Source organism: Dongia sp. P2_B8, from assembly GCF_056404715.1.
The window spans coordinates 405314-423992 of record NZ_JBFUDM010000003.1; the positions used below are offsets into that span (position 1 = coordinate 405314).

Here is an 18679-nt window from a genome sequence, read left to right on the forward strand (position 1 = left end):
TCGCTCGGTGGGAACCCCCTCCCCCGCCGTCGGCGAAGGCCGACATTCGTCGTCGGTGGAGGAGGGCTGTCGGCGAAGGCCGACCACCCACGAGTTTCTGGCAGATGAGTGAGCCCTTGCAGGCAAATTCGTGGATGGTAAGCGATCGCGCGAGTGAAGCCGCTTCTGGGTCTTTAAAGTTGGCAAACGCTCTCGCGCAATATCTTAGAGATCACTGCCGCGCTGCTGCGCGAGGACCATGGCGAACTGCCCATTGCCCACGGACCAATCCGAATAGTCGTTCTCGTGCGTGAAGATGAACACGTCCTTCGGCGAGATACCGGCGCGCTTCTCCAGGTTGGCTGCGATCTCTGCGTAGAGAGCTTTCTTCATGGCATCGCTTCGGCCGCGCCTCATTGTGATCTCGACGACGACCAGGTGATCAGAGCGGGCAACGCCATTGAACGTGCGCGAATATAGGAAGTCGCTGGCGTTGTACTCGCTGACCAGATTGAACAGCTCGTCTTCTGGCATGCCGATCGCTTGAACCAGGGCATTGTGGATACTTTCGACGATCAGCTGCTTCTGGGGCGCACCGGTCCCCTGCCTGACGGCGGTTCTTACGAATGGCATGAGTGAGGCTCCTGGGTCGCGTGCTCTTTGTGCAAAAAACAAGCGTACTCCGAGTCATACCTCTTTTGTTATTGACTAATCATCCTCATGTTTGTGAGTAATACTCACATGAAACGCAAGAACTTACCGCTCAACGCGTTGCGCGCGTTTGAGGCCGCCGCCCGGCTTGGCCGCTTAACGGTCGCTGCCGAAGAGCTCGGCGTCACTCACGGCGCTGTCAGCCGACAGGTGCGCCAACTGGAATCTGTCCTCGGCATCGACTTGTTTGATGGTCCAAGAAGCAAGCCGCAACTGACACCTACGGGCCAATCACTTGCTCCGGTCCTGACCGCAGCGCTCGACCAGATCGATAACGCTGTTCGAGCTGTCCTTGCGGAGGAAGAGGGCCTTCTTCAGGTTGCGTGTCTAAGCACGCTAGCGATGCGCTGGCTGATCCCACGCCTGCATCGGTTCACGCAGGTCCACCCAGGCATTGACGTGCGCCTCAGCACCGACAAAGAACACATCGACCCTGAGCGCGGACGCTTCGATCTTGTTATCACAGTGATCGATGGCGAGGAGGTTCTCCGCCCACGCGACGCCCTGCTGTTTCGAGAGCAGATCGGTGTCGTGCTGGTGCCGGCGCTCATGCCTTCAGCGAAGCAGCTTCGAACCAGCGGCCTTTCATCAATCCCGCGGTTGGCAACGCGCACCAGGCCCAACGCCTGGGCAACCTGGGACGCGTTGGTTGGAGCGCCGGCACTGGATGCGAAGATCAAGCCTGCCGCTCAATTCGAGCACTACTATTTCACAATCGAAGCCGCGCTTAGCGGGCTTGGAGCATGCGTCGTGCCGTGGCATCTCGTGGCCGACGAAGTCACTGGAGGTCGTCTTGTCGCCCCCTTTGGGTTTAGGGAGACAGGCTATCGGTACATCCTACGCGGCTCGCGACCTGCTGATCGAAAGTCGGCACGTTTCTCAGCATGGTTGAGGGACGAGGCGGCCGCCCAAATCGTCCCGGCCTAAACATGATCGTTGTTGGCACTTTTCAGACATGTCGCAAATTTCCGTACTTGCTTTCAAAACATATCGGGGTGATCCCCTTGGCACAAGTATGATGATGCCCTACATTCTCAGTCATGGAAAACACACCCATGACACCCGCCCCCAGCAAGCCGAAGAAATTCGGCGTCCGTGAGTTCTTCAAGCGCTTCCCGAGCGAGGAAGCCTGTTTAGATTGCGTTATGACGGTGCGCTACGGGATGCGGCACACCTGCCGTAAGTGCGGAGTTATTGAAGCCACCTTCCACCGCATCACAGACCGCAAGGCCTATGCCTGCGCGCATTGCGGCGACCACCTGTACCCCTGTGTCGGGACCATCTTCCAAGACAGCCGGACCCCGCTGCAGATCTGGTTCTATGCCATCTTCCTGTTCGTCTCGACCCGTCATGGCGTTTCAGGCCGCGAGCTGTCCCGCCAGCTTGGCGTCACAGTCAAGACTGGCTGGCGCATCGCCAAGCAGGTCCGTGACCTGATCGGTCGTGCGGACAATTTCAGTATGCTGCAGAGCCACGTTGAGGTTGATGAAGCCTTTATCGGTGGCCGTGTTTATGGTGCCGGCAAGGGCAATTATCGGGCAACAAGACTGTTGTGCTGGGCATGAAAGAACGCGGCGGTCGCGTCCGTGGTGTCCTGGTCCCCGACACGAAGCAGCTAACTCTGCGCTACCAAGTCATGGGAAATGTCGCGGAAGGCACCACCGTATCTACCGACGAACACAAGGCCTATCATTTGCTGGAAGAAGAAGGCTACACGCATAGCCGCGTGAACCATATGCGCAAGAAATGGGCCAAGAAAGACGCCGATACCGGCGTCAACCATCACACGAATAGCATTGAGAACTTCTGGCGCATCTTCAAGCAGTCGCTGGCGTCAACTCATATGCACGTGTTCGCCGCAATACATGCAGTCTTATGCTAACGAGTTTGCTTTCTGCTCGACGCATCGAGCAAAGGTGCAGGGGATGTTTGATCTTCTGATCGCGGCGATTTAATCACCGTCGACAAGGCGGTATCGAGCGCGGCCCGTGACACCACGTGGCCGCGTTTTTCTTCTTGCTCAATAAACTCGTCCAATCGACCGAGTTCTGCCGCTTTGCTGAGCGATAAGCGTTCATCCATGGGATTGCCCAATCTGCTGCCGGCCTGCGGCTATATTACGTCGCCATGCCCTCAATTCCTCTTGATATTTCTGGATGGCGTCCTTTCTGCAGTCGGCGGTAACGCCTATCTGGATGTCAACTCCACGGTCGGAATAGGCCAGCCACCCTCCGTAAACGCGCTGAATCACTCTTGGCCGCCGTTCATTACTGATAGTCATTGTTCTGACGGTTTTCATTTCACATGCGCACTAAAAAATATTTTCCCATATTTATCAAACAGTTGATATAGTACTAGAACAAGATGGCGTGTACACGCCATTAACAAAACATATTATTGACTATGTTTGTTCAAGAAGGTAGAAATTGAGTGGAATCTATTCTAGGCGAGGCTACCCATGTCGGTTACAACGGATCAATCTGCCCCTTATGCCCCCGCATCGGCCATTCTTGGCTTGATCGAACGTCACCGGAATAAAGGGCTGCCAGCAGTGGTTGATGCGGATGTACTGCAGCGCATAGGCATTCAGGACAGCCTTATTCCGCGAACCCTGCAGGCGCTCAAGGTGCTAGAGCTTATTCAGGACAACGGTAGCATCACAGAAACACTTGAAGGCCTGCGCCTTGCTCCAGCAGCAGAGTATCAGCAGCGACTGGCGGAATGGCTGAAGCGCGTATACGCCGATGCATTGACTTATGTCGATCCGGCAACGGATGACGAGATCACAATTCGTGACGCATTCAGGAAATATGCACCGACTGGACAGCAGAGCCGTATGGTTACGCTGTTCATTGGACTGTTCACGGCCGCTGGGGTTATGGCGGTGAGGCAGCGGGCAGCGAGTACTAAGCGCACTACTGGTGCGACAGTGGCGGTGAAGCCGATAAAACTCCCTCCAGCGCGTCGAGTGGAGCCTAAACCAGCAACCAACAGTCACTCCGTCGGCGCAGTGGCCACTGCGGGTGATCTACCCGCGCCGCTGGCGGGACTGTTGGCCACGCTCCCAAATAAATCCGGCTGTTGGACCAAGGAGCGCAGAGAAGAGTTCGTGAAAACCTTCGGCGTCGTACTGGACTACACGTACAAAATTGACGATCAGCCACAAAAGGAATCGGCGCCCAACAAGGGCGCCGATGACGATAACGAGTGACAGCGTGCTGAAGCTTGCCAGCACACACGCTGCCAGAACCCCAACCGAAAGGAGGTCTGTCATGTGGTCCATGACCCGGTCATTAACGGTTTCCCCCTAACGGGGGACTAGCCCGGCCCCTTCCAAAAGGGTGTCTGGAACAAACGGCGCGTATCGGGGTCCATCCCGGCGCGCCGTTTGCGCATCTAGATTCTAGCAATTTTCTGACTCTATTTTTTACTTGCCTTCAGGGGATCGCCCCGAAACATATAGTTCCTATTTTGTTCTTGACAAAGATATGGGAATATGGCACTAATACACTTGCGCATTGTTTGACGTGGGCGGCGGGACGCCATCGCCCATCTGCCATCGTGCGCCCATCTGCCATCATTCGCCCATCTGCAATCACTCGCTTGTCCCCGGCGCAAGGCCGCTTCGGCCCCGAAAGGGCCTTCGGTGCAGGCCGGTTCCGGTATCCCGCGGCTTGATGCTGCGGGATGCCAAGGTCTTGGTCGGTGCCTTTAAGGCCGGCCCCCCGGATCGATGGGACAGCGATCCCCGCAGGACCAAAGCGGAGGACGGGTCCCCCTCTGGATCAGCAGGGCAAGCTGGGCTCCTCGGATGGCAGGATCAGCCATCCCCCTGGACCCCACGGGAAAGCGGGCCCCCTGGATCGGCAGGCATCCCGATCATAAACGGCGGCCGCCCAACTCCTTGAGGATACTGCCCTCATGGATCAGGCGGCTGTAACGCTGCCCCGAGTGATTGCAGATGCGCGGACCAGGCAACAGATAGCCGACGGGAGAAGGCCGATCAGGGACATCTCACCAATCGTGGTTCAGGAGGCTTTGTCGCCCAACATCTTTTCACCTGCCGCCTTCTTCTCATCGCTGATCCGGTCGACCATCACCTTGTCGATGCGCCGGCCGTCGAGGTCGACCACTTCCAGGCGGAAGCCGTTATAGGTGACGCTCTCGCCGACCCGCGGCAAACGGCCCAGGCGATGAAGGACGAGGCCGGCCAGCGTCGCATAATCGGCATGCACGAAGCCGGTGGCGTCGAGCCGCCGTTCGACATCGATGAGGCGCGTCTTGCCATCGATGAGCCACGAGCCGTCGCCGCGCTGGGCGATGGAATCGTCTTCGGCACTGCCTTCCGACATCTCGCCGGCAATGACGGAGAAGATGTCGGCCTGTGTCACAATGCCTTCGACGCTGCCATATTCATCCAGCACCACGGCCATATGCGTCGGCGACTGGCGGAAGAGTTCGAGGAGACGGAGGATCGTCGTTGATTCATGGAGGGTCAGCGCCGGCTTGACGCAGAGCTTCGGGTCCATCGGCTGGCCGCTGGCCACCTGATGGAGCAGATCCTTGGCATGCACCACCCCCAGCACTTCGTCGACATTGCCTTGGGCCAGCAGCAGCCTTGTGTGCCGGCTTGCAATGATATGCTGGATGGTGGCCTCCAGCGGATCGTTGGTATCGATCCAGTCGATGTCGGGGCGCGGCGTCATGATGGAGCGGATCGAGTAGTCGGCGAGGTGCAGCACGCGGTCGATCATGTGCCGCTCTTCTTCGGCAAAGACGCCGCTCTCGGCGCCTTCGGCGACCATGGTCTTCACTTCCTCCTCGGTCACCTGCGTGTCGCGGTCGCCGCCAAGGCCCATGAGGGTGAGGAGCGCATTGGTCGAGACGCGCAGGACCAGCACCAAGGGCGCCCCGATCTTGGCGATGAGCGCCATCGGCAGGCTGACGCGCATGGCGATCGCCTCGGCGTGATTCATGGCGATGCGCTTTGGCACCAGTTCGCCGACGATGAGCGAGAGGTAGGTGATGCAGGCGACGACCAGGGTCACGGCGATCGGATAGGCGTAGGCAGCGAGCAGCGGCCAGTCGTTCAAGGCTTCGGCCAGGGGTGCCGACAATGTGGCGCCGGAATAGGCGCCGGCCACGACACCCACCAGCGTGATGCCGATCTGCACGGTGGAGAGGAACATGGTGGGATCTTCGGCCAGCTCCAGCGCCTTCTTGGCACCGCGATGCCCGGCATCGGCAATGGGCTTCAGCCGCGCCCGGCGCGCTGACACGATGGCAAGCTCCGACATGGCGAAGAAGCCATTGAGCAGCACCAGCAGAAGGACAATGAGAATCTCAAACCACAGGGACGTATCGGCGGACGGAACTTCGCTCATCGGAACTTAGGCACTCTCTTCCTTTACCTTGCCGCGCGCCGAGAGGGCTGCGGCGTTGCGCACCACGATGCGGCTGCCCTTGGTGGCAATCAAGCCTTCCTGGGTGAACTGCTTCAGTTGTTTGTTGACGGCCTCGCGGGTGACGCCCAGCAGCTGTGCAAGCTCGCTCTGATTGAGCTTCGCCGTGATGACGATGCCATCCGGCCCGTCTTCGCCATGGCCGGCGGCCAGCGCCTCCAGCGTCTTGGCGAGGCGCGTGCCGAGATCGAGGAACGCCGCGTCGCGGATGCGGTCGGTATTGTGGCGCAGCCGTTCGCACAGCAATTCGATGATGTGCAAGGCGAGCTTGGGCTCCTTCGACATCAACTCGAGGAAGGCTGCGCGCGGCACGCTCAGCATCTCGGTGTCGGCAAGGGCACTGGCGCTGGCTGTCCGCGGCAAACCGTCCAGCAACGCGATCTCGCCGAAGAAGTCGCCGCTTTCCATCAGATTGAGCGTGAGCTCGCGGCCGTCCGGCCCATGGACCCAGATGCGGATGAGGCCCTTGGCGACGCCGAACAGGGCATCGGCCGGCTCTTCTTCCCAGAACAATGTTTCCCCCACCGCGAGCTTGCGCGGCAGGCACAGGCGGGCGACCCGCTCAAGAAGGGCGGGCTCCAGGCCGCGGAAGAGAAAGCTCTTCCCCAGCAGCTGGGCGCGCACGGGCAGGGCTGCAAGGCCAGGGGCTGCAAGACCGGTAGCCGGGCTGATTTGGTCTGAACCAGAGATGTCGTCCTCCTCTTAAAGCCACAGCCATCAATTTTGGGCGCGCGCATCCCAGACGTGTGAAGGGGTTCACAACCTAGCGGAAACGAAACCCCAGGTTAAGGGCAGAGCCAAGCGACGTGTGTGCTTCGCCAATACCGGCAAAAGCCCGCATCGCACCCTTCAAGGAGAGTTTCGATGTTGTTTTTTCGTAATTATGTGAAGACGTTAACGGTTCTGGCCCTGATCGGCGGCGGGCTGAGTGGCTGCACCGCGACCCGCGCCTATGATTTGGGTGCCTACCGCCAAGTCAATCAATTGCAGCAGGTGGGCTGCGTCAACCGGATCGGCGGCAAGGATTGATCTCGACAATTAAGCCGCCGCGGACGATCCGGTCTCGCGGCGCTCCAGGATGGCGGCATGGAGCTGGAGCAGCCGTTCCGCATCCTCGACATGCAGTTTTTCAATGAGCTTGCCACCCAGGACGCAGATCCCCTTGCCCTGGGTCCTTGCTTCGCCCCAGGCCGCCACGATCGCCTTCGATTGCTCGATCTCGGCCTCATTGGGGGCAAAGGCCGCGTTGGCGGCGTCGATCTGCTTGGGGTGGATCAGCGTCTTGCCGTCAAAGCCGAGATCCCGGCCCTGCTCGCAGGCCGCCTGATAGCCGGCCTCGTCATTCATATCGAGATGGACACCGTCAAGCGCGTCGAGCCCATAGGCGCGGGCGCCGATGACGATGATGGACAGGGCTGAAATGACCCCGATGCGCCCCGGCGCCGGCCGGGCGCGGAGGTCGCGGCTGAGATCCGACGTGCCCGCCACCAGGCACGCAAGGCGCGGACTGGCGCTGGCGATGGAATCCATCGACATGATGCAGCGGGGCGTTTCAGCCATGATCCAGATCGGCAAATCGGCCGGCGCGCCGGCTTCGTCAAGCGCTGCCACGGCTGCCAGTACATCATCTGGCGACTGGATCTTCGGGAACAGGATGGCGTCGGCCCCAAGCTTTGCCACGGCCGCGACATCGTCATATCCCCAGGGCGTCTCCAGGCCGTTGACCCGGACGATGACCTCGCGCTTCCCAAAGCCGCCGGCTTTCAGCGCCTCGACCAGCTGCTGGCGGGCGCTTTCCTTGGCTTCGGGGGCCACCGCATCCTCAAGGTCCAGAATGACGGCATCGGCTGCCAAGCTGCGCGCCTTTTCCAGGGCGCGGGCATTGCTGGCGGGCAGATACAGCACGGAGCGGCGGGGGCGAATGGCCATCGGTAATTGCGCAATCCTGTCTTTGCCCGTCGAGCCGGGCCGGAAACATCTAATGTTGCGGATGCTAACTACGTCCGAAATTTTCGATCAAGCGGTAAAACTGTAGGACAGACCAGACCTTAGTCGATGGCCCAAGCACTTCCGGGGGTGGAAAATTCCCCGAATCTGTTAAGATTCTTTTCCGAATTTGGCCCCAGACCTCAGAAAGAAACCAAATTTTAACAAGGCTGGGGTACTTTGACGCTCCACGAAACAACGGGCTGCGTGCGTTGCAGCCAGGGAGGTAGCCATGGAAATCACCTCATCCAGTACCATCAGTGCGGCGGTCGAGGGCCTCAAGAAGGCCCAAAGCCAGATGGAAGCGGCTGCCCAGAACGTGGCGGAAGGCTCTCTCGATCCGCAGGATATCGTGTCGTTGAGCTTGGCTGCGACCAGCTTCAAGGCGAATGCGGCCGTCATCCGGACGGAAAACGAGAATACCCAGGAACTGCTCAACATCACCGCCTAAGGCGCCCTCTGATCATTTGCGCATGCAGTAGGAAGTAATATGGACGTCGCTGCCGCCGGTTTTGCCGCCTCCCAGATCGCCAGTGGCCAACGTGGCCAGCAGATCGCCTTGGCTGGCCTGCGCGGTGCGCAGAAGCAGGACCAGAACATCGCCAATCTTCTCTCGCAGGCCGTGAGTGCTGCCAAGGAAGTTGCTGGTGCGGCACCCAGTGCCCCGCAGGCTGCCTCTGCACCTTCCCTCGACGGTGGTCAGGGCAGCATCCCGACCTCCAGCAATGGCCTGCCCGCCGGGCGCGGCTCGCTGGTCGACATCCTGGCCTGAGCCAGCCCTCCATCCGACCCGTCACAGTTGCTGAACGGCGCCGAAACTGGCGCTTTCCCCTTATTGCGCGATAGACTGCCGGCCGCGGCTGGCACCTATCAGAGTGTGCGTCGAGTCGCGCAGATAGTCCCGGCCGCGAACGGCGGACTGACCATAGCGATTTTGGGGGCGATGTGACTGAAGACAGTCCAGTGGCGGCAAGTTCAAAGCAGGTCAAATCCATCGAGCCAGCCATGGTCGCGATCGAAGAGGGCCGATTGGAAGATGCCAGCCGGATCTGTGCCGAGCTGGTGGCAGCCAACCCGACCGACGCCGATGCGCTGCATCTCCTGGGCGTCATCGGCTATCAGGGTGGCGCCTCGCCCGACCAGGCGCTTGACCTCATCGAGCGGGCGATCGAGGTCGATCCGATGAGTGCCCAATTCCAGAACAGCCGCGGCGCGCTGTTTTATGCGCTCGGCCGCAATGGCGATGCCGAGGTGAGTTTTCGCCGCGCCACGGTCCTCAAGCCCGAAGACGGCATGGCCTGGAACAATCTGGGAAATGCGTTGCTGCGCCTCGACCGTGTCGAAGAGGCCGAGCAGGCATTCCGCCAGTCGCTGATGACGCCACAGGTCCTGGTGGCTGCAATCAACAATCTCGGCATCGCCCTCAAGCGCCGTGGCCAGTTCGACAAGGCGTTGATCTGCTTCCGCGAAGCGGTGCTGCACGACCCGACCTTTGTCGATGCGCATTTCAATCTTGGCGAAATTCTCTATCAGCTGGACCAGATGCCGGAATCGGAAGCCTGCTTCCGCGAAGCATTGCGCCTCGATCCCAAATGCGCGCCGGCCTATGCGTCACTGGCACAGGCGCTTCATGACCAGCAGCTGCCCGACGATGCGATGAAGGTGATCCGCGAGGGCCTTGCAGAATTACCGGACGATGAAGATCTGGCTTTCGCCCTGCGGCTGCAGCTCTCCAGTATGGTGCCGGCGTGGCACATTCCGATGATCAACGATGACGAGCGCAACATCGCCTACAATCTGGCGCTTGAGCGGGCAGTACGGCCGGGTGATCTGGTGTTTGAAATCGGCACCGGGTCCGGCATCGTCGCCATGATGGCGGCACGGGCCGGCGCCGGCAAAGTCGTCACCTGCGAAGTCCTGCCGATGATGGCGGATACGGCACGCGACATTGTCATCCAGAACGGCTATGCCGACCGCATCACGGTCATCAACAAGAAATCGACGCAAATACATCTTGGGCACGATATGCCGGAGAAGGCCGATATCTTCGTTTCCGAATTGATCAATGTCGGGATGCTGGCACCCAACATGCTCTCGATCATCCGCCATGCCCGCGAGAATCTGGTGAAGCCGGAGGGCCGGATCATTCCGGAAGCGGCCACGGTTTATGGCGCGTTGCTGCAATGCGACCATCTCGCCAGGATCAATCCCGTGCGCATGATCGCCGGGTTCGACATGTCGCCCATGGATCCGCTCCGGTCGCCCGGCTATGCCCAGATCGATCTTTCCGCCGATCCGCATCTGCGCCTCTCCGACCGGTTCGTGGCACTGCCCTTCGACTTCCGCACCGACATGAAGGAAATGGACAGCCATCGCCTGACGGTCCCGGTGACGGAATCCGGCATCTGCCACGGCGTTGCCTTCTGGTTTGATCTGCACATGTTCGAAGACATCGTCTATCGCTCCGACAGCCATGCCAGGACCAACCACTGGAAGCAGGCGATGCATTTTTTCCCGCAGCCGATTGCCGTCGAGCCGGGCGACAAGGTGACGATCGCCGCCGGCTACGACAATACGCGGATCTTCTTCACCCTGGTCAGTTGAAACAGGCCATGACCTAGACCGTCATCCTCGGGCTTGACCCGAGGATCTGCCGGCAACAGCTTGGCGGTGGGGCTTGATCCCCGGGTCAAGCCCGGGGATGACGGCTAAAGTTGCGACAGGTCGATTACTTGCCAGTGTGTCGGGTCAAGCCCGGAGAAGACGAAAGCAGCGACGGGTTTACTTTTGTATCGAAACAATGTCTCGCATAACGGTCATGCGGCATCGGTCATTGTGTGATCCATTGCTGCCAACTAGCCTCGGCACCTTCCTGATCGCGAGGCTCGTCATGCCCATCTGGGCGCTCTATACACTTGTGGTGCTGATCTGGGGCTCGTCCTGGTATGGGATCGAGCAGCAATTGGGCGTGGTGGCACCGCAGGTCTCGCTGGCCTATCGCTTTCTCCTCTCGGCCATCATCCTCATCGGCTATTGCCTGGTCCGGCGGCGCAGCCTGCGCTTTTCGCGGCGCGCCTATCTGCTGATGGCGGCGCAGGGCTTTTGCCTGTTCTGTGCCAACTACATCCTCTTCTATTTCGCCGGCATGCATCTGGTGAGCGGGTTGCTGGCCGTGTGCTTTTCGACCATGTCGGTCATGAACATCGCCAATCTGGCGTTGTTCTTCCGGCAGCGCATCGATCGGCGGGCTTTGCTCGCAGCCCTCATCGGCCTTGCCGGCCTGTGCTTCGTCTTCTATCCCGAACTCCGCCAATCCGGCCTTGGCACCAATCCGGCCTGGGGCCTCGGCCTCTCGCTGCTTGCCACTTATCTCGCCTCGCTCGGCAACATGATCTCGGTGCGTCTCAAGGTGCTCAGCATTCCGGTGGTCGAATCCAACACCATCGGCATGAGCTTCGGTGCCCTGTTCTGCATCGCTTTTGCAATCCTGGCCGGCGCCTCGTTCAACTACGATCCAAGGCCCGGCTACACCATTTCCCTCATAGGCCTCGCCCTCTTTGCGACCGTCATCGGGTTTGGCTGCTACCTCACTTTGGTGCAGCGCATCGGTGCGGCACGTGCGGCCTATTCCAGCGTCGTCTTCCCGGTGGTGGCGCTGTCGCTTTCGACGCTGCTGGAAGGCTATCAATGGTCACCCCTAGCCGGGCTGGGCTTTGCTTTGGTACTGTCCGGTAACCTTCTGGTCCTGACACGGCCCCGCGATGTGCCAGTACCCGTCCAATCAGCATCCGTCCAATCAGCACCCGCGACCCCAACCGCCCCGCGCCCTTCTTGAGAGATACCATCCCGATGAACGCCCCGTCTTTGAACGCTGGGTCTTTTCAGATCCGCCCCACGATCGAGCATCTTGAGGATTCCCAGATCGTCGATGTCTGGAAGATGGGTTTCACCATCCCCGACGTGGTGGGGCTGTGGGTGGGTGAGGGCGATCTGCCCACGACCAAATTCGTGTGCGATGCGGCGGCCGAGGCGCTGGCGTCGGGCAAGACCTTCTACACGTATAAACGCGGCATCCCGGAACTCCGCCAGGCGCTCATCGACTATCACCGCGGTCTCTATGGCATCGAGCTCACGGAAGATCGCATCGCGGTCACGTCGGGCGGCATGAACGCCATGATGCTGATCGTCCAGACGTTGATCGGTGCTGGCGACAACATGGTCTGCGTGACGCCGGTCTGGCCCAATATCTTCCGGGCGGTGGAGATCATGGGCGGCGAGCCGCGCCAGGTGGCGATGACCGGCCATGGCGATGGCTGGCATCTCGATCTCGACCGGCTGTTCGCGGCCTGCGATGAAAAGACCAAGGCCATCTATGTGGCAACGCCCGGCAATCCCACCGGCTGGGTGATGCCGGAAGAGCAGCGCCATGCGGTTCTCGATTTCTGCCGGACGCGCGGCATCGCCCTCATCTCCGACGAAGTCTATAACCGGCTCATCTATACCAAGCCGGTGGCACCTTCTTTCCTGGAGATCGCGGGACCGGATGATCCGGTATTCGTGGTTAACAGCTTTTCCAAGACCTGGGCCATGACCGGCTGGCGGGTCGGCTGGATGATCATGCCGAAGGCGGCCGTGGCGCCGATGGAGCGGCTGATCGAATTCAACACGTCCGGCGGCCAGCCCTTCCTGCAGGCGGCCTGCGTCAAGGCGATCACGCAAGGCGAGGATTGGGTCCAATGGATGGTCGCCCGCTGCAAAAGCGGCCGCGACCTGGTGATGGAGCGCCTTTCCGCCATGAACCGGGTCCGTGTCATCCCGGCCGATGCCTCCTTCTATCTGATGATGCAGGTCGAGGAGATGGGCAGCGCCGTCGACTTCTGCAAACGGCTGGTGGTGGAGGGGCGGGTGGGCCTTGCCCCCGGGACCGCCTTTGGCGCTGGTGGCGAGGGGTATCTGCGGCTCTGCTATGCCCAGTCCAATGACCGGCTCTCTCTGGCGATGGACCGGTTCGAGACCTTCCTGCGCAAATCGTGAAAACCGGCGATTCGGTGGGCAAGGCGGCTGATCACAGGGCAGTCTCACGCGGAATTGTCTGTTTGACGCCCGTATGGCAGCTACCCAAGCCGGAATTCCCTATGCTAGTCTTTGCCGGTAGCCGATCCATCCCCGCCTAACGGTTGACGTAAGAATGACCGACGGGGAAGGCCGCTAAGGCCGGTATCGGTACCATCAACTTTGACCAGGGAACCATCATGAAGAAGAGCTTGTTTGGGAGCATCATCGCCGGCGCATTCGTCGCCACCATGGCGACCAGCGCCGTCGCTGCAGACATTAAATTCGGCGTCGCCGCCGAGCCCTATCCGCCGATGTCGTCGAAGGACGCCTCGGGTACCTGGGTGGGCTGGGAAATCGACATGATGAACGCCGTCTGCGACGAGATGAAGAAGGCCGATGCCAGCACGACCTGCACCTTGGTCGAGACTGCCTGGGACGGCATCATCCCGTCGCTGCAAGAAAAGAAGATCGACGTGATCTGGTCCTCGATGACCATCACGGACAAGCGCAAGCAGGAAATCGACTTCACCCACTTCTACTATGATTCACCCTCGGTGGTGATCGGTGCGAAGTCGGATACGACGCAGCTCGATTTCAACAATCCGGAAAGCGGCAAGGGCAAGGTGTTCGGCGCCCAGACGTCGACCATCCATGCCGACTTCCTGAAGGCGAAATTCGGCAGCGTTGCCGAAGTGAAGGTCTATGACACTCTCGACAACGCCATCGCCGATCTCGCGGCCGGCGCCGTCGACTATCTGCAGGAAGGCAAATCGTCCTTCAAGCAGTTCCTCGATTCGGATCGCGGCAAGGATTTCGAAGTGAAGATCCCGGTGCCGCAGGATTCGATCATGGGGTACGGCGTCGGTGGTGGCGTCCGCAAGGAAGACACGGCACTCCGTGACGCGATTTCCGCAGGGATCAAGGCCGTTGTCGAATCCGGCAAGTGGGACGAGATCACCGCGAAATGGCCGGACACCGGCGAACTGGTGAAGCCGACCTACTAAGGCCGCTGACACCGGATATCTGGCGCCAAAGTATCTGGCGTTAAAGTACAGGGAAACGCCGCTCGGACCTTGCGTCCGGGCGGCGTTTGTCGTTTGATGATCGAAGCGGCCCAAATATTGACCAGGTGGACAAACCCACCGGTACGAAAGTTCGGGGAAGAAGGCCGCAGGGGCTGAAGGAACAGGGAATGGCCAGCGACGTTTCGCTGTTTTCAATGGTTGGCTGGGGTAATGCCGGCTATGGCGACGAGCTTCTTTTCGGCGCTTTTCTAACGCTGAAGATTTCGTTTTGTTCGTATCTTCTGGGATTCGTCCTGGGCTTGGGTGGCGCCGGCTGCAAGCTTTCCGGCAATCGTTCCCTGATGCGGGTGGGCGATTTCTACACGACCCTCATTCGTGCCTTGCCCGAAGTCCTGCTGATGCTCCTGATCTTCTACACCGGCACATCGCAGTTGAAGGCGTTGCTGCTGTCGGTCGGCTTGGTCGACGAGACCTTCGACATCAATCCCTTTGCCGCCGCAGTGAGTGCGCTGGGCTTCATCCAGGGCGCCTATCTCACCGAGGTTCTGCGCGGCGCCATCCTGTCTGTGCCGAAGGGGCAGATGGAAGCAGCGCGCGCCTATGGCATGCCGTTCATGTTACGCTTCCGGCGCATTCTCTTTCCGCAGATGATCCGCTATGCACTGCCCGGCATGGGCAATATCTGGCTCAACGCCACCAAGGATTCGTCGCTCATCAGCGTCACCGGCGCTGCCGCAGAGCTGCTCAAAAGCGGATCGATGGCCGCCTCAGCCACCAAGGCCTATATGTTCTTCTATTCCTTCACGGCGGGCTGCTTCCTCGTCATCAGCATCGTCTCCATGGTCCTGTTTCACTATGCCGAGCGCCGCGTCAATCGCGGCGTGCGACGCGCGTAAGGGGCCGATAGATGACCGAACGCCTGGGCTTCTTCGAATATCTCTTCACCTATGTGATGCCGATTCTCATTCAAGGCATTCCGATCACCTTGGCGGTGACCGTCACCTCCTTCATCTTCGGCAACCTGCTGGCCGTGCCCATTGCCGTGGCACGCGTGTCCCACAACCCGGTGCTGCGCGTGCCGGCCTATTGCTACATCCTGTTCATGCGTGGGACGCCGCTCCTGGTGCAGCTCTATCTGATCTATTACGGATTGAAGAGCGAGTTGCCGCGCGAGTGGGTGAGCAATTCCTGGGCCTCATCGATCCTCCGGAATTCCTTCTGGTATGCGGCCCTGGCCTTCAGCCTCAACACCGCCGGCTATACGGGTGAAATCCTGCGCGGTGCGATCCAGGCCGTGCCTTATGGCGAGATCGAGGCGGGCAAGGCGTTCGGCATGTCGAATTCCAAGATCTTCTGGCGCATCACCTTGCCGCGCGCCATCCGCATCTGCCTGCCGACCATGAGCGGCGAAACCATTCTGTTGCTGAAGGCCACCTCGCTATGCGCCTTCATCGCGGTCGCAGACGTTATGCAGCGGGCGAATTACATTCGCGCCCAGGAGCTGCGCGTTTATGAACCGCTGCTGGGGGCCGCCATTGTTTACGTCATCCTGGTGTTCGTGCTGACCCGCATCCTCAACGTGGTGGAGCGCTACCTCAACCGCGACCGGTTGCAGCCGCCTACCAGCGGTCCCAAGCCCGAAGCCGCTGTGATCCAAGTCGGTGGACCAGCCTGACCGCAGCCGTGGAGAGCGGCCGAGATCGATGAGCTTCCGTGTCGCCCTCATCGCGATCGCGCTGATCGCGCTTCTCTGCGCAGGCTATGCCTATTACTGGCATTATGTTGCCGGGCGACTGCAGGCAGGCATTGCCGATTGGGCAACGCAGCAGCGGGCGCTTGGCAACCAGATCGCTTTCGAACAGGATCCCATCGCCGGATTCCCCTTTGCTTTCCGCACCCGCTTTCAGAGTGTCGCCCTCGGCTTTCAACAGCCGAGCGGAATCCTCTCCGTGACGGGTGAGACGCTGCTTGCCGAGATGCGGCCCTGGAATTTGCAGGACATTGCGGTGACCAGCGATGTGCCGGTGATCTTTGCGCTGCAATCCACGGACGCAGCACAGCAGGCGCGCCTTGAGAGCGGCACGGCCAGGATCCAGCTGCAATCGAGCGGCCAGTTGAAATCGGTGATGCTGGACGGAAAGAGCGCATCGGTCACGGTTGGTGCCAGCACCTATACGGCCGAGAAGGCGGTCGCCACAATCGACCTGCCGGCGGCGAGCCCCGCGGATTATCATCAGCCTCTGCTTGGCTTCGATGTGGCGCTCGATGTCTTTCGCCTGGCCGCCGGGCAGCGGGCCTTGACGGATGCGCCTATTGAAAAGGCCGCAGCCAAGGGGGCGATCATGGGGCCGGTGCCGGCCGCCGCCGATTTGCAGGCGATGATCAGGGGCTGGGCCAATGCCGGCGGGATCATCGATCTCAAAAGCTTCGATTTCGCCCAGGCACCGCTCGCCTTGGCGGGCGAGGGGACTGTGACGCTGGATGAAGCGCTGCAGCCCTTGGGGGCGCTCACCATCCGCGCCCAAGGCCTCTCTGAGACGATCGATCTGCTGGCGCAGGATGGCCTCATCGACGCCCAGGCCGCCAAGACCGGCGGCATCATGGCCAAGGGCCTCGCCAAGCCCGATGCTGAAGGGAAACCCACGGTCAGTGTCAGTCTCAGCCTGCAGCAGGGTTATCTGTGGCTGGGGCCCATCAAGCTCACGCGCCTGCCGGCCGTGGCCTGGTAAAGAAAAGGCCCGCTCGGATTCGAGCGGGCCTTTTTCATTTGAACGTTCGAAGATCCCCTCACCCCAACCCCTCTCCCCGCCATTGCGGGGCGAGGGGCTTCAAAGCGAACTCGCTCGGAACTCCCTCGCCCCGCGCCGCCGACGAAGGTCGGCATTCGCCTCCGGGCGGGGAGAGGGGCGGGGTGAGGGGCTTTTCGCTTCGCCAAACCAGAAGCAATCAGCGCCGAACGCGGAAGTTTTCGAACTGCCAGGGGTCGGTCTGGTCGAGATTGTGTTCCTTGAACAGCACGTTGCGGTCCTTCAAGGGATTCCAATCGGTGAAGCAGCCGACCACGGGCCCGAGATAGGGGCGGCAGATGTCGAGGATGTAATCATGATCGAGCTGTTCCGGCTCGACCACACCCTGGTTCGGATGCTCGATCAGCCACATTGCGCCGGCCAACACCGGCGAGGCGATCTGCGGCGAGGTCGCGTTGTATTCCGGCCCCATGACGCGGCGCGCTTCTTCGATGGAGAGCTGCGAGCCGAACCAATAGGCGCCGAAATCGCCCATCAGCAGCGCGCCTAGTTCGTCGATGCCGGTGACGATCTCTTCACCCAGCAGGCGCACATCCTTCTGCATCGTGAAGTTCTTTTCCTGGAACTCGCGCACCGAGAGAACGGCATCGTCGCAGGGGTGATAGGCGTAATGCACGGTCGGCCGGTAGACCGCCTTGCCCTTTTCCATCACGGTGAAATAGTCGGCCGTGGTGACCGATTCACCGTGGGTGATGAGATAGGCGATCATTGGTCCGCCATGCGGCGTCCAGGAGCGTACCTCGGTGGTGCAGCCCGGCTGCTGCAGATAGATGGCGGCCTTGCTGCCGACCTTATGCTCGATGGCATTCTCGGGCAGCTTCTTCTCATGGGTGCCCCAGCCGAGCTCGGCCGGCTGGCAGCCTTCGCCGACGAAGCCGGGGATCGACCAGGTGTTGACGAACTCGCCCGGCATCTTCGGCACGTCGGTGACCTGCAGATCATGCTCGGCCACATGGATCACCTTGACGCCGCAATCGCGCATGAGCTTGGCCCAGGCTTCGCGGCTGGTGGGCTTGGCGAATTTCAAGCCGCGCATGCGCGCGATGTCGAGCAGCGCCTGCTTGATGAAATGGGTGACGAGCCCGGGATTGGCACCGTGCGTGAGCAGCGCCGAGGGACCGTTCTTGGGGAATTTCTTGGCCGCTTCCAAAGCCCGGTGGCGCAGGAAATAGTTGGTGCGCTGATCTTCCGGGATGGCGGTGTTGTCGTAGTAATTGGCCCAGGGCTCGATGCAGGTGTCTTCATAGAGCACGCCCTGCTTCTGGCACCAGGTGATGAGCGCCAGTGAATCGACCTCGACCGACAGATTGATCAGGAGATCGCCCTTGCCCAAATGCTTCGAGAGCACCTTGGTGTAATTCTTTTCATGCAAAGGTTCGACGATGTAATTGACACCCTTGGCGATGAAGCGCGCTGCGTCTTCGGTATGATCATGACCATCGATCACCGTGACGCGGCTCAAAGGCATGTCAAAATGACGCTCGATCAGCGGCATCGTGCACCGGCCGACCGAGCCATAACCAATCATTACAATACGGCCCTTATAGGGAAATTTTGCCATCATCTACCTCATGTTCAGAAAAGACGGTCAGGATGCTGCTGCCATCGACCGGCGGACAGCGTGCGCCAAGCGTGCGCGCCACAAATTGGGGGC

At 60.4% G+C, this 18679-nt stretch carries 18 protein-coding genes and 1 pseudogene; 13 read left to right on the forward strand and 6 right to left on the reverse strand.

Going from position 1 to position 18679, the window contains the following annotated elements:
- Window positions 1-204: 204 nt before the first annotated feature.
- Window positions 205-612, reverse strand: a complete 408-nt coding sequence (locus AC1DWZ_RS09510; RefSeq protein WP_477168644.1) for a tautomerase family protein — start codon at window positions 610-612, stop codon at window positions 205-207.
- A 108-nt stretch (window positions 613-720) separates the two neighbouring features.
- On the opposite strand from AC1DWZ_RS09510, the gene AC1DWZ_RS09515 reads away from it, so the two are divergent.
- Both AC1DWZ_RS09515 and AC1DWZ_RS09520 read left to right on the forward strand, forming a co-directional pair.
- Window positions 721-1617 (forward strand): LysR substrate-binding domain-containing protein, encoded by an 897-nt coding sequence (locus tag AC1DWZ_RS09515; RefSeq protein WP_477168645.1) that lies wholly within the window; start codon window positions 721-723, stop codon window positions 1615-1617.
- Window positions 1618-1745: 128 nt separating this feature from the next.
- A pseudogene (locus AC1DWZ_RS09520) lies at window positions 1746-2645 on the forward strand (IS1595 family transposase).
- Here AC1DWZ_RS09520 and AC1DWZ_RS09525 read toward each other — a convergent pair.
- Window positions 2569-2772 carry a hypothetical protein gene (locus tag AC1DWZ_RS09525; RefSeq protein WP_477169500.1) on the reverse strand — a complete coding sequence of 68 codons (204 nt, stop codon included), beginning with the start codon at window positions 2770-2772 and terminating at the stop codon, window positions 2569-2571. The pseudogene AC1DWZ_RS09520 and the gene AC1DWZ_RS09525 overlap by 77 nt on opposite strands.
- Before the next feature lie 376 nt (window positions 2773-3148).
- Here AC1DWZ_RS09525 and AC1DWZ_RS09530 point away from each other — a divergent pair, with 376 nt between their 5' ends.
- Window positions 3149-3901, forward strand: a complete 753-nt coding sequence (locus AC1DWZ_RS09530; RefSeq protein ID WP_477168646.1) for a DUF5343 domain-containing protein — start codon at window positions 3149-3151, stop codon at window positions 3899-3901.
- Window positions 3902-4718: 817 nt separating this feature from the next.
- Here the strand turns inward: AC1DWZ_RS09530 and AC1DWZ_RS09535 are convergent.
- Together AC1DWZ_RS09535 and AC1DWZ_RS09540 are read right to left on the reverse strand one after the other, a co-directional pair.
- Entirely contained in the window at window positions 4719-6074 is a 1356-nt protein-coding gene (locus AC1DWZ_RS09535) for a hemolysin family protein (protein WP_477168647.1), read from the reverse strand.
- 6 nt (window positions 6075-6080) lie between these two features.
- A complete protein-coding gene (locus AC1DWZ_RS09540; RefSeq protein WP_477168648.1) occupies window positions 6081-6776 on the reverse strand; it encodes a Crp/Fnr family transcriptional regulator in 696 nt (231 codons plus the stop codon).
- 240 nt (window positions 6777-7016) lie between these two features.
- On the opposite strand from AC1DWZ_RS09540, the gene AC1DWZ_RS09545 reads away from it, so the two are divergent.
- Complete coding sequence (locus AC1DWZ_RS09545) at window positions 7017-7181, forward strand: hypothetical protein (protein WP_477168649.1); 165 nt, start codon at window positions 7017-7019, stop codon at window positions 7179-7181.
- A gap of 9 nt (window positions 7182-7190) precedes the next feature.
- Here the strand turns inward: AC1DWZ_RS09545 and AC1DWZ_RS09550 are convergent, their stop codons facing one another.
- The gene (locus tag AC1DWZ_RS09550; protein WP_477168650.1) at window positions 7191-8081 is read right to left on the reverse strand and encodes an HpcH/HpaI aldolase/citrate lyase family protein; all 891 of its coding nucleotides are present in this window, start codon (window positions 8079-8081) and stop codon (window positions 7191-7193) included.
- 289 nt (window positions 8082-8370) lie between these two features.
- Between AC1DWZ_RS09550 and AC1DWZ_RS09555 the strand changes: the two genes are divergently transcribed.
- The 9 genes from AC1DWZ_RS09555 to AC1DWZ_RS09595 all read left to right on the forward strand — a co-directional run bounded on the left by AC1DWZ_RS09555 (window position 8371) and on the right by AC1DWZ_RS09595 (window position 16947).
- Window positions 8371-8589 (forward strand): hypothetical protein, encoded by a 219-nt coding sequence (locus tag AC1DWZ_RS09555; protein ID WP_477168651.1) that lies wholly within the window; start codon window positions 8371-8373, stop codon window positions 8587-8589.
- A 39-nt stretch (window positions 8590-8628) separates the two neighbouring features.
- Window positions 8629-8910: a hypothetical protein gene (locus AC1DWZ_RS09560; protein WP_477168652.1), complete on the forward strand. Its 282-nt coding sequence runs from the start codon at window positions 8629-8631 to the stop codon at window positions 8908-8910.
- A gap of 173 nt (window positions 8911-9083) precedes the next feature.
- The gene (locus AC1DWZ_RS09565; RefSeq protein WP_477168653.1) at window positions 9084-10742 is read left to right on the forward strand and encodes a tetratricopeptide repeat protein; all 1659 of its coding nucleotides are present in this window, start codon (window positions 9084-9086) and stop codon (window positions 10740-10742) included.
- 286 nt (window positions 10743-11028) lie between these two features.
- Window positions 11029-11973: a DMT family transporter gene (locus AC1DWZ_RS09570; protein WP_477168654.1), complete on the forward strand. Its 945-nt coding sequence runs from the start codon at window positions 11029-11031 to the stop codon at window positions 11971-11973.
- A gap of 14 nt (window positions 11974-11987) precedes the next feature.
- A complete protein-coding gene (locus AC1DWZ_RS09575) occupies window positions 11988-13172 on the forward strand; it encodes a pyridoxal phosphate-dependent aminotransferase (protein ID WP_477168655.1) in 1185 nt (394 codons plus the stop codon).
- Window positions 13173-13390: 218 nt separating this feature from the next.
- Window positions 13391-14197, forward strand: coding sequence for a transporter substrate-binding domain-containing protein (locus AC1DWZ_RS09580; protein ID WP_477168656.1), 807 nt, complete (start codon window positions 13391-13393; stop codon window positions 14195-14197).
- A 188-nt stretch (window positions 14198-14385) separates the two neighbouring features.
- Window positions 14386-15114, forward strand: a complete 729-nt coding sequence (locus AC1DWZ_RS09585) for an ABC transporter permease (protein ID WP_477168657.1) — start codon at window positions 14386-14388, stop codon at window positions 15112-15114.
- Between the two features lie 11 nt (window positions 15115-15125).
- Window positions 15126-15893: an ABC transporter permease gene (locus AC1DWZ_RS09590; protein WP_477168658.1), complete on the forward strand. Its 768-nt coding sequence runs from the start codon at window positions 15126-15128 to the stop codon at window positions 15891-15893.
- Between the two features lie 28 nt (window positions 15894-15921).
- Window positions 15922-16947 carry a DUF2125 domain-containing protein gene (locus tag AC1DWZ_RS09595; RefSeq protein ID WP_477168659.1) on the forward strand — a complete coding sequence of 342 codons (1026 nt, stop codon included), beginning with the start codon at window positions 15922-15924 and terminating at the stop codon, window positions 16945-16947.
- Window positions 16948-17164: 217 nt separating this feature from the next.
- Here AC1DWZ_RS09595 and AC1DWZ_RS09600 read toward each other — a convergent pair whose 3' ends face one another.
- Window positions 17165-18589 carry a homospermidine synthase gene (locus tag AC1DWZ_RS09600; protein WP_477168660.1) on the reverse strand — a complete coding sequence of 475 codons (1425 nt, stop codon included), beginning with the start codon at window positions 18587-18589 and terminating at the stop codon, window positions 17165-17167.
- Window positions 18590-18679 lie beyond the last annotated feature (90 nt).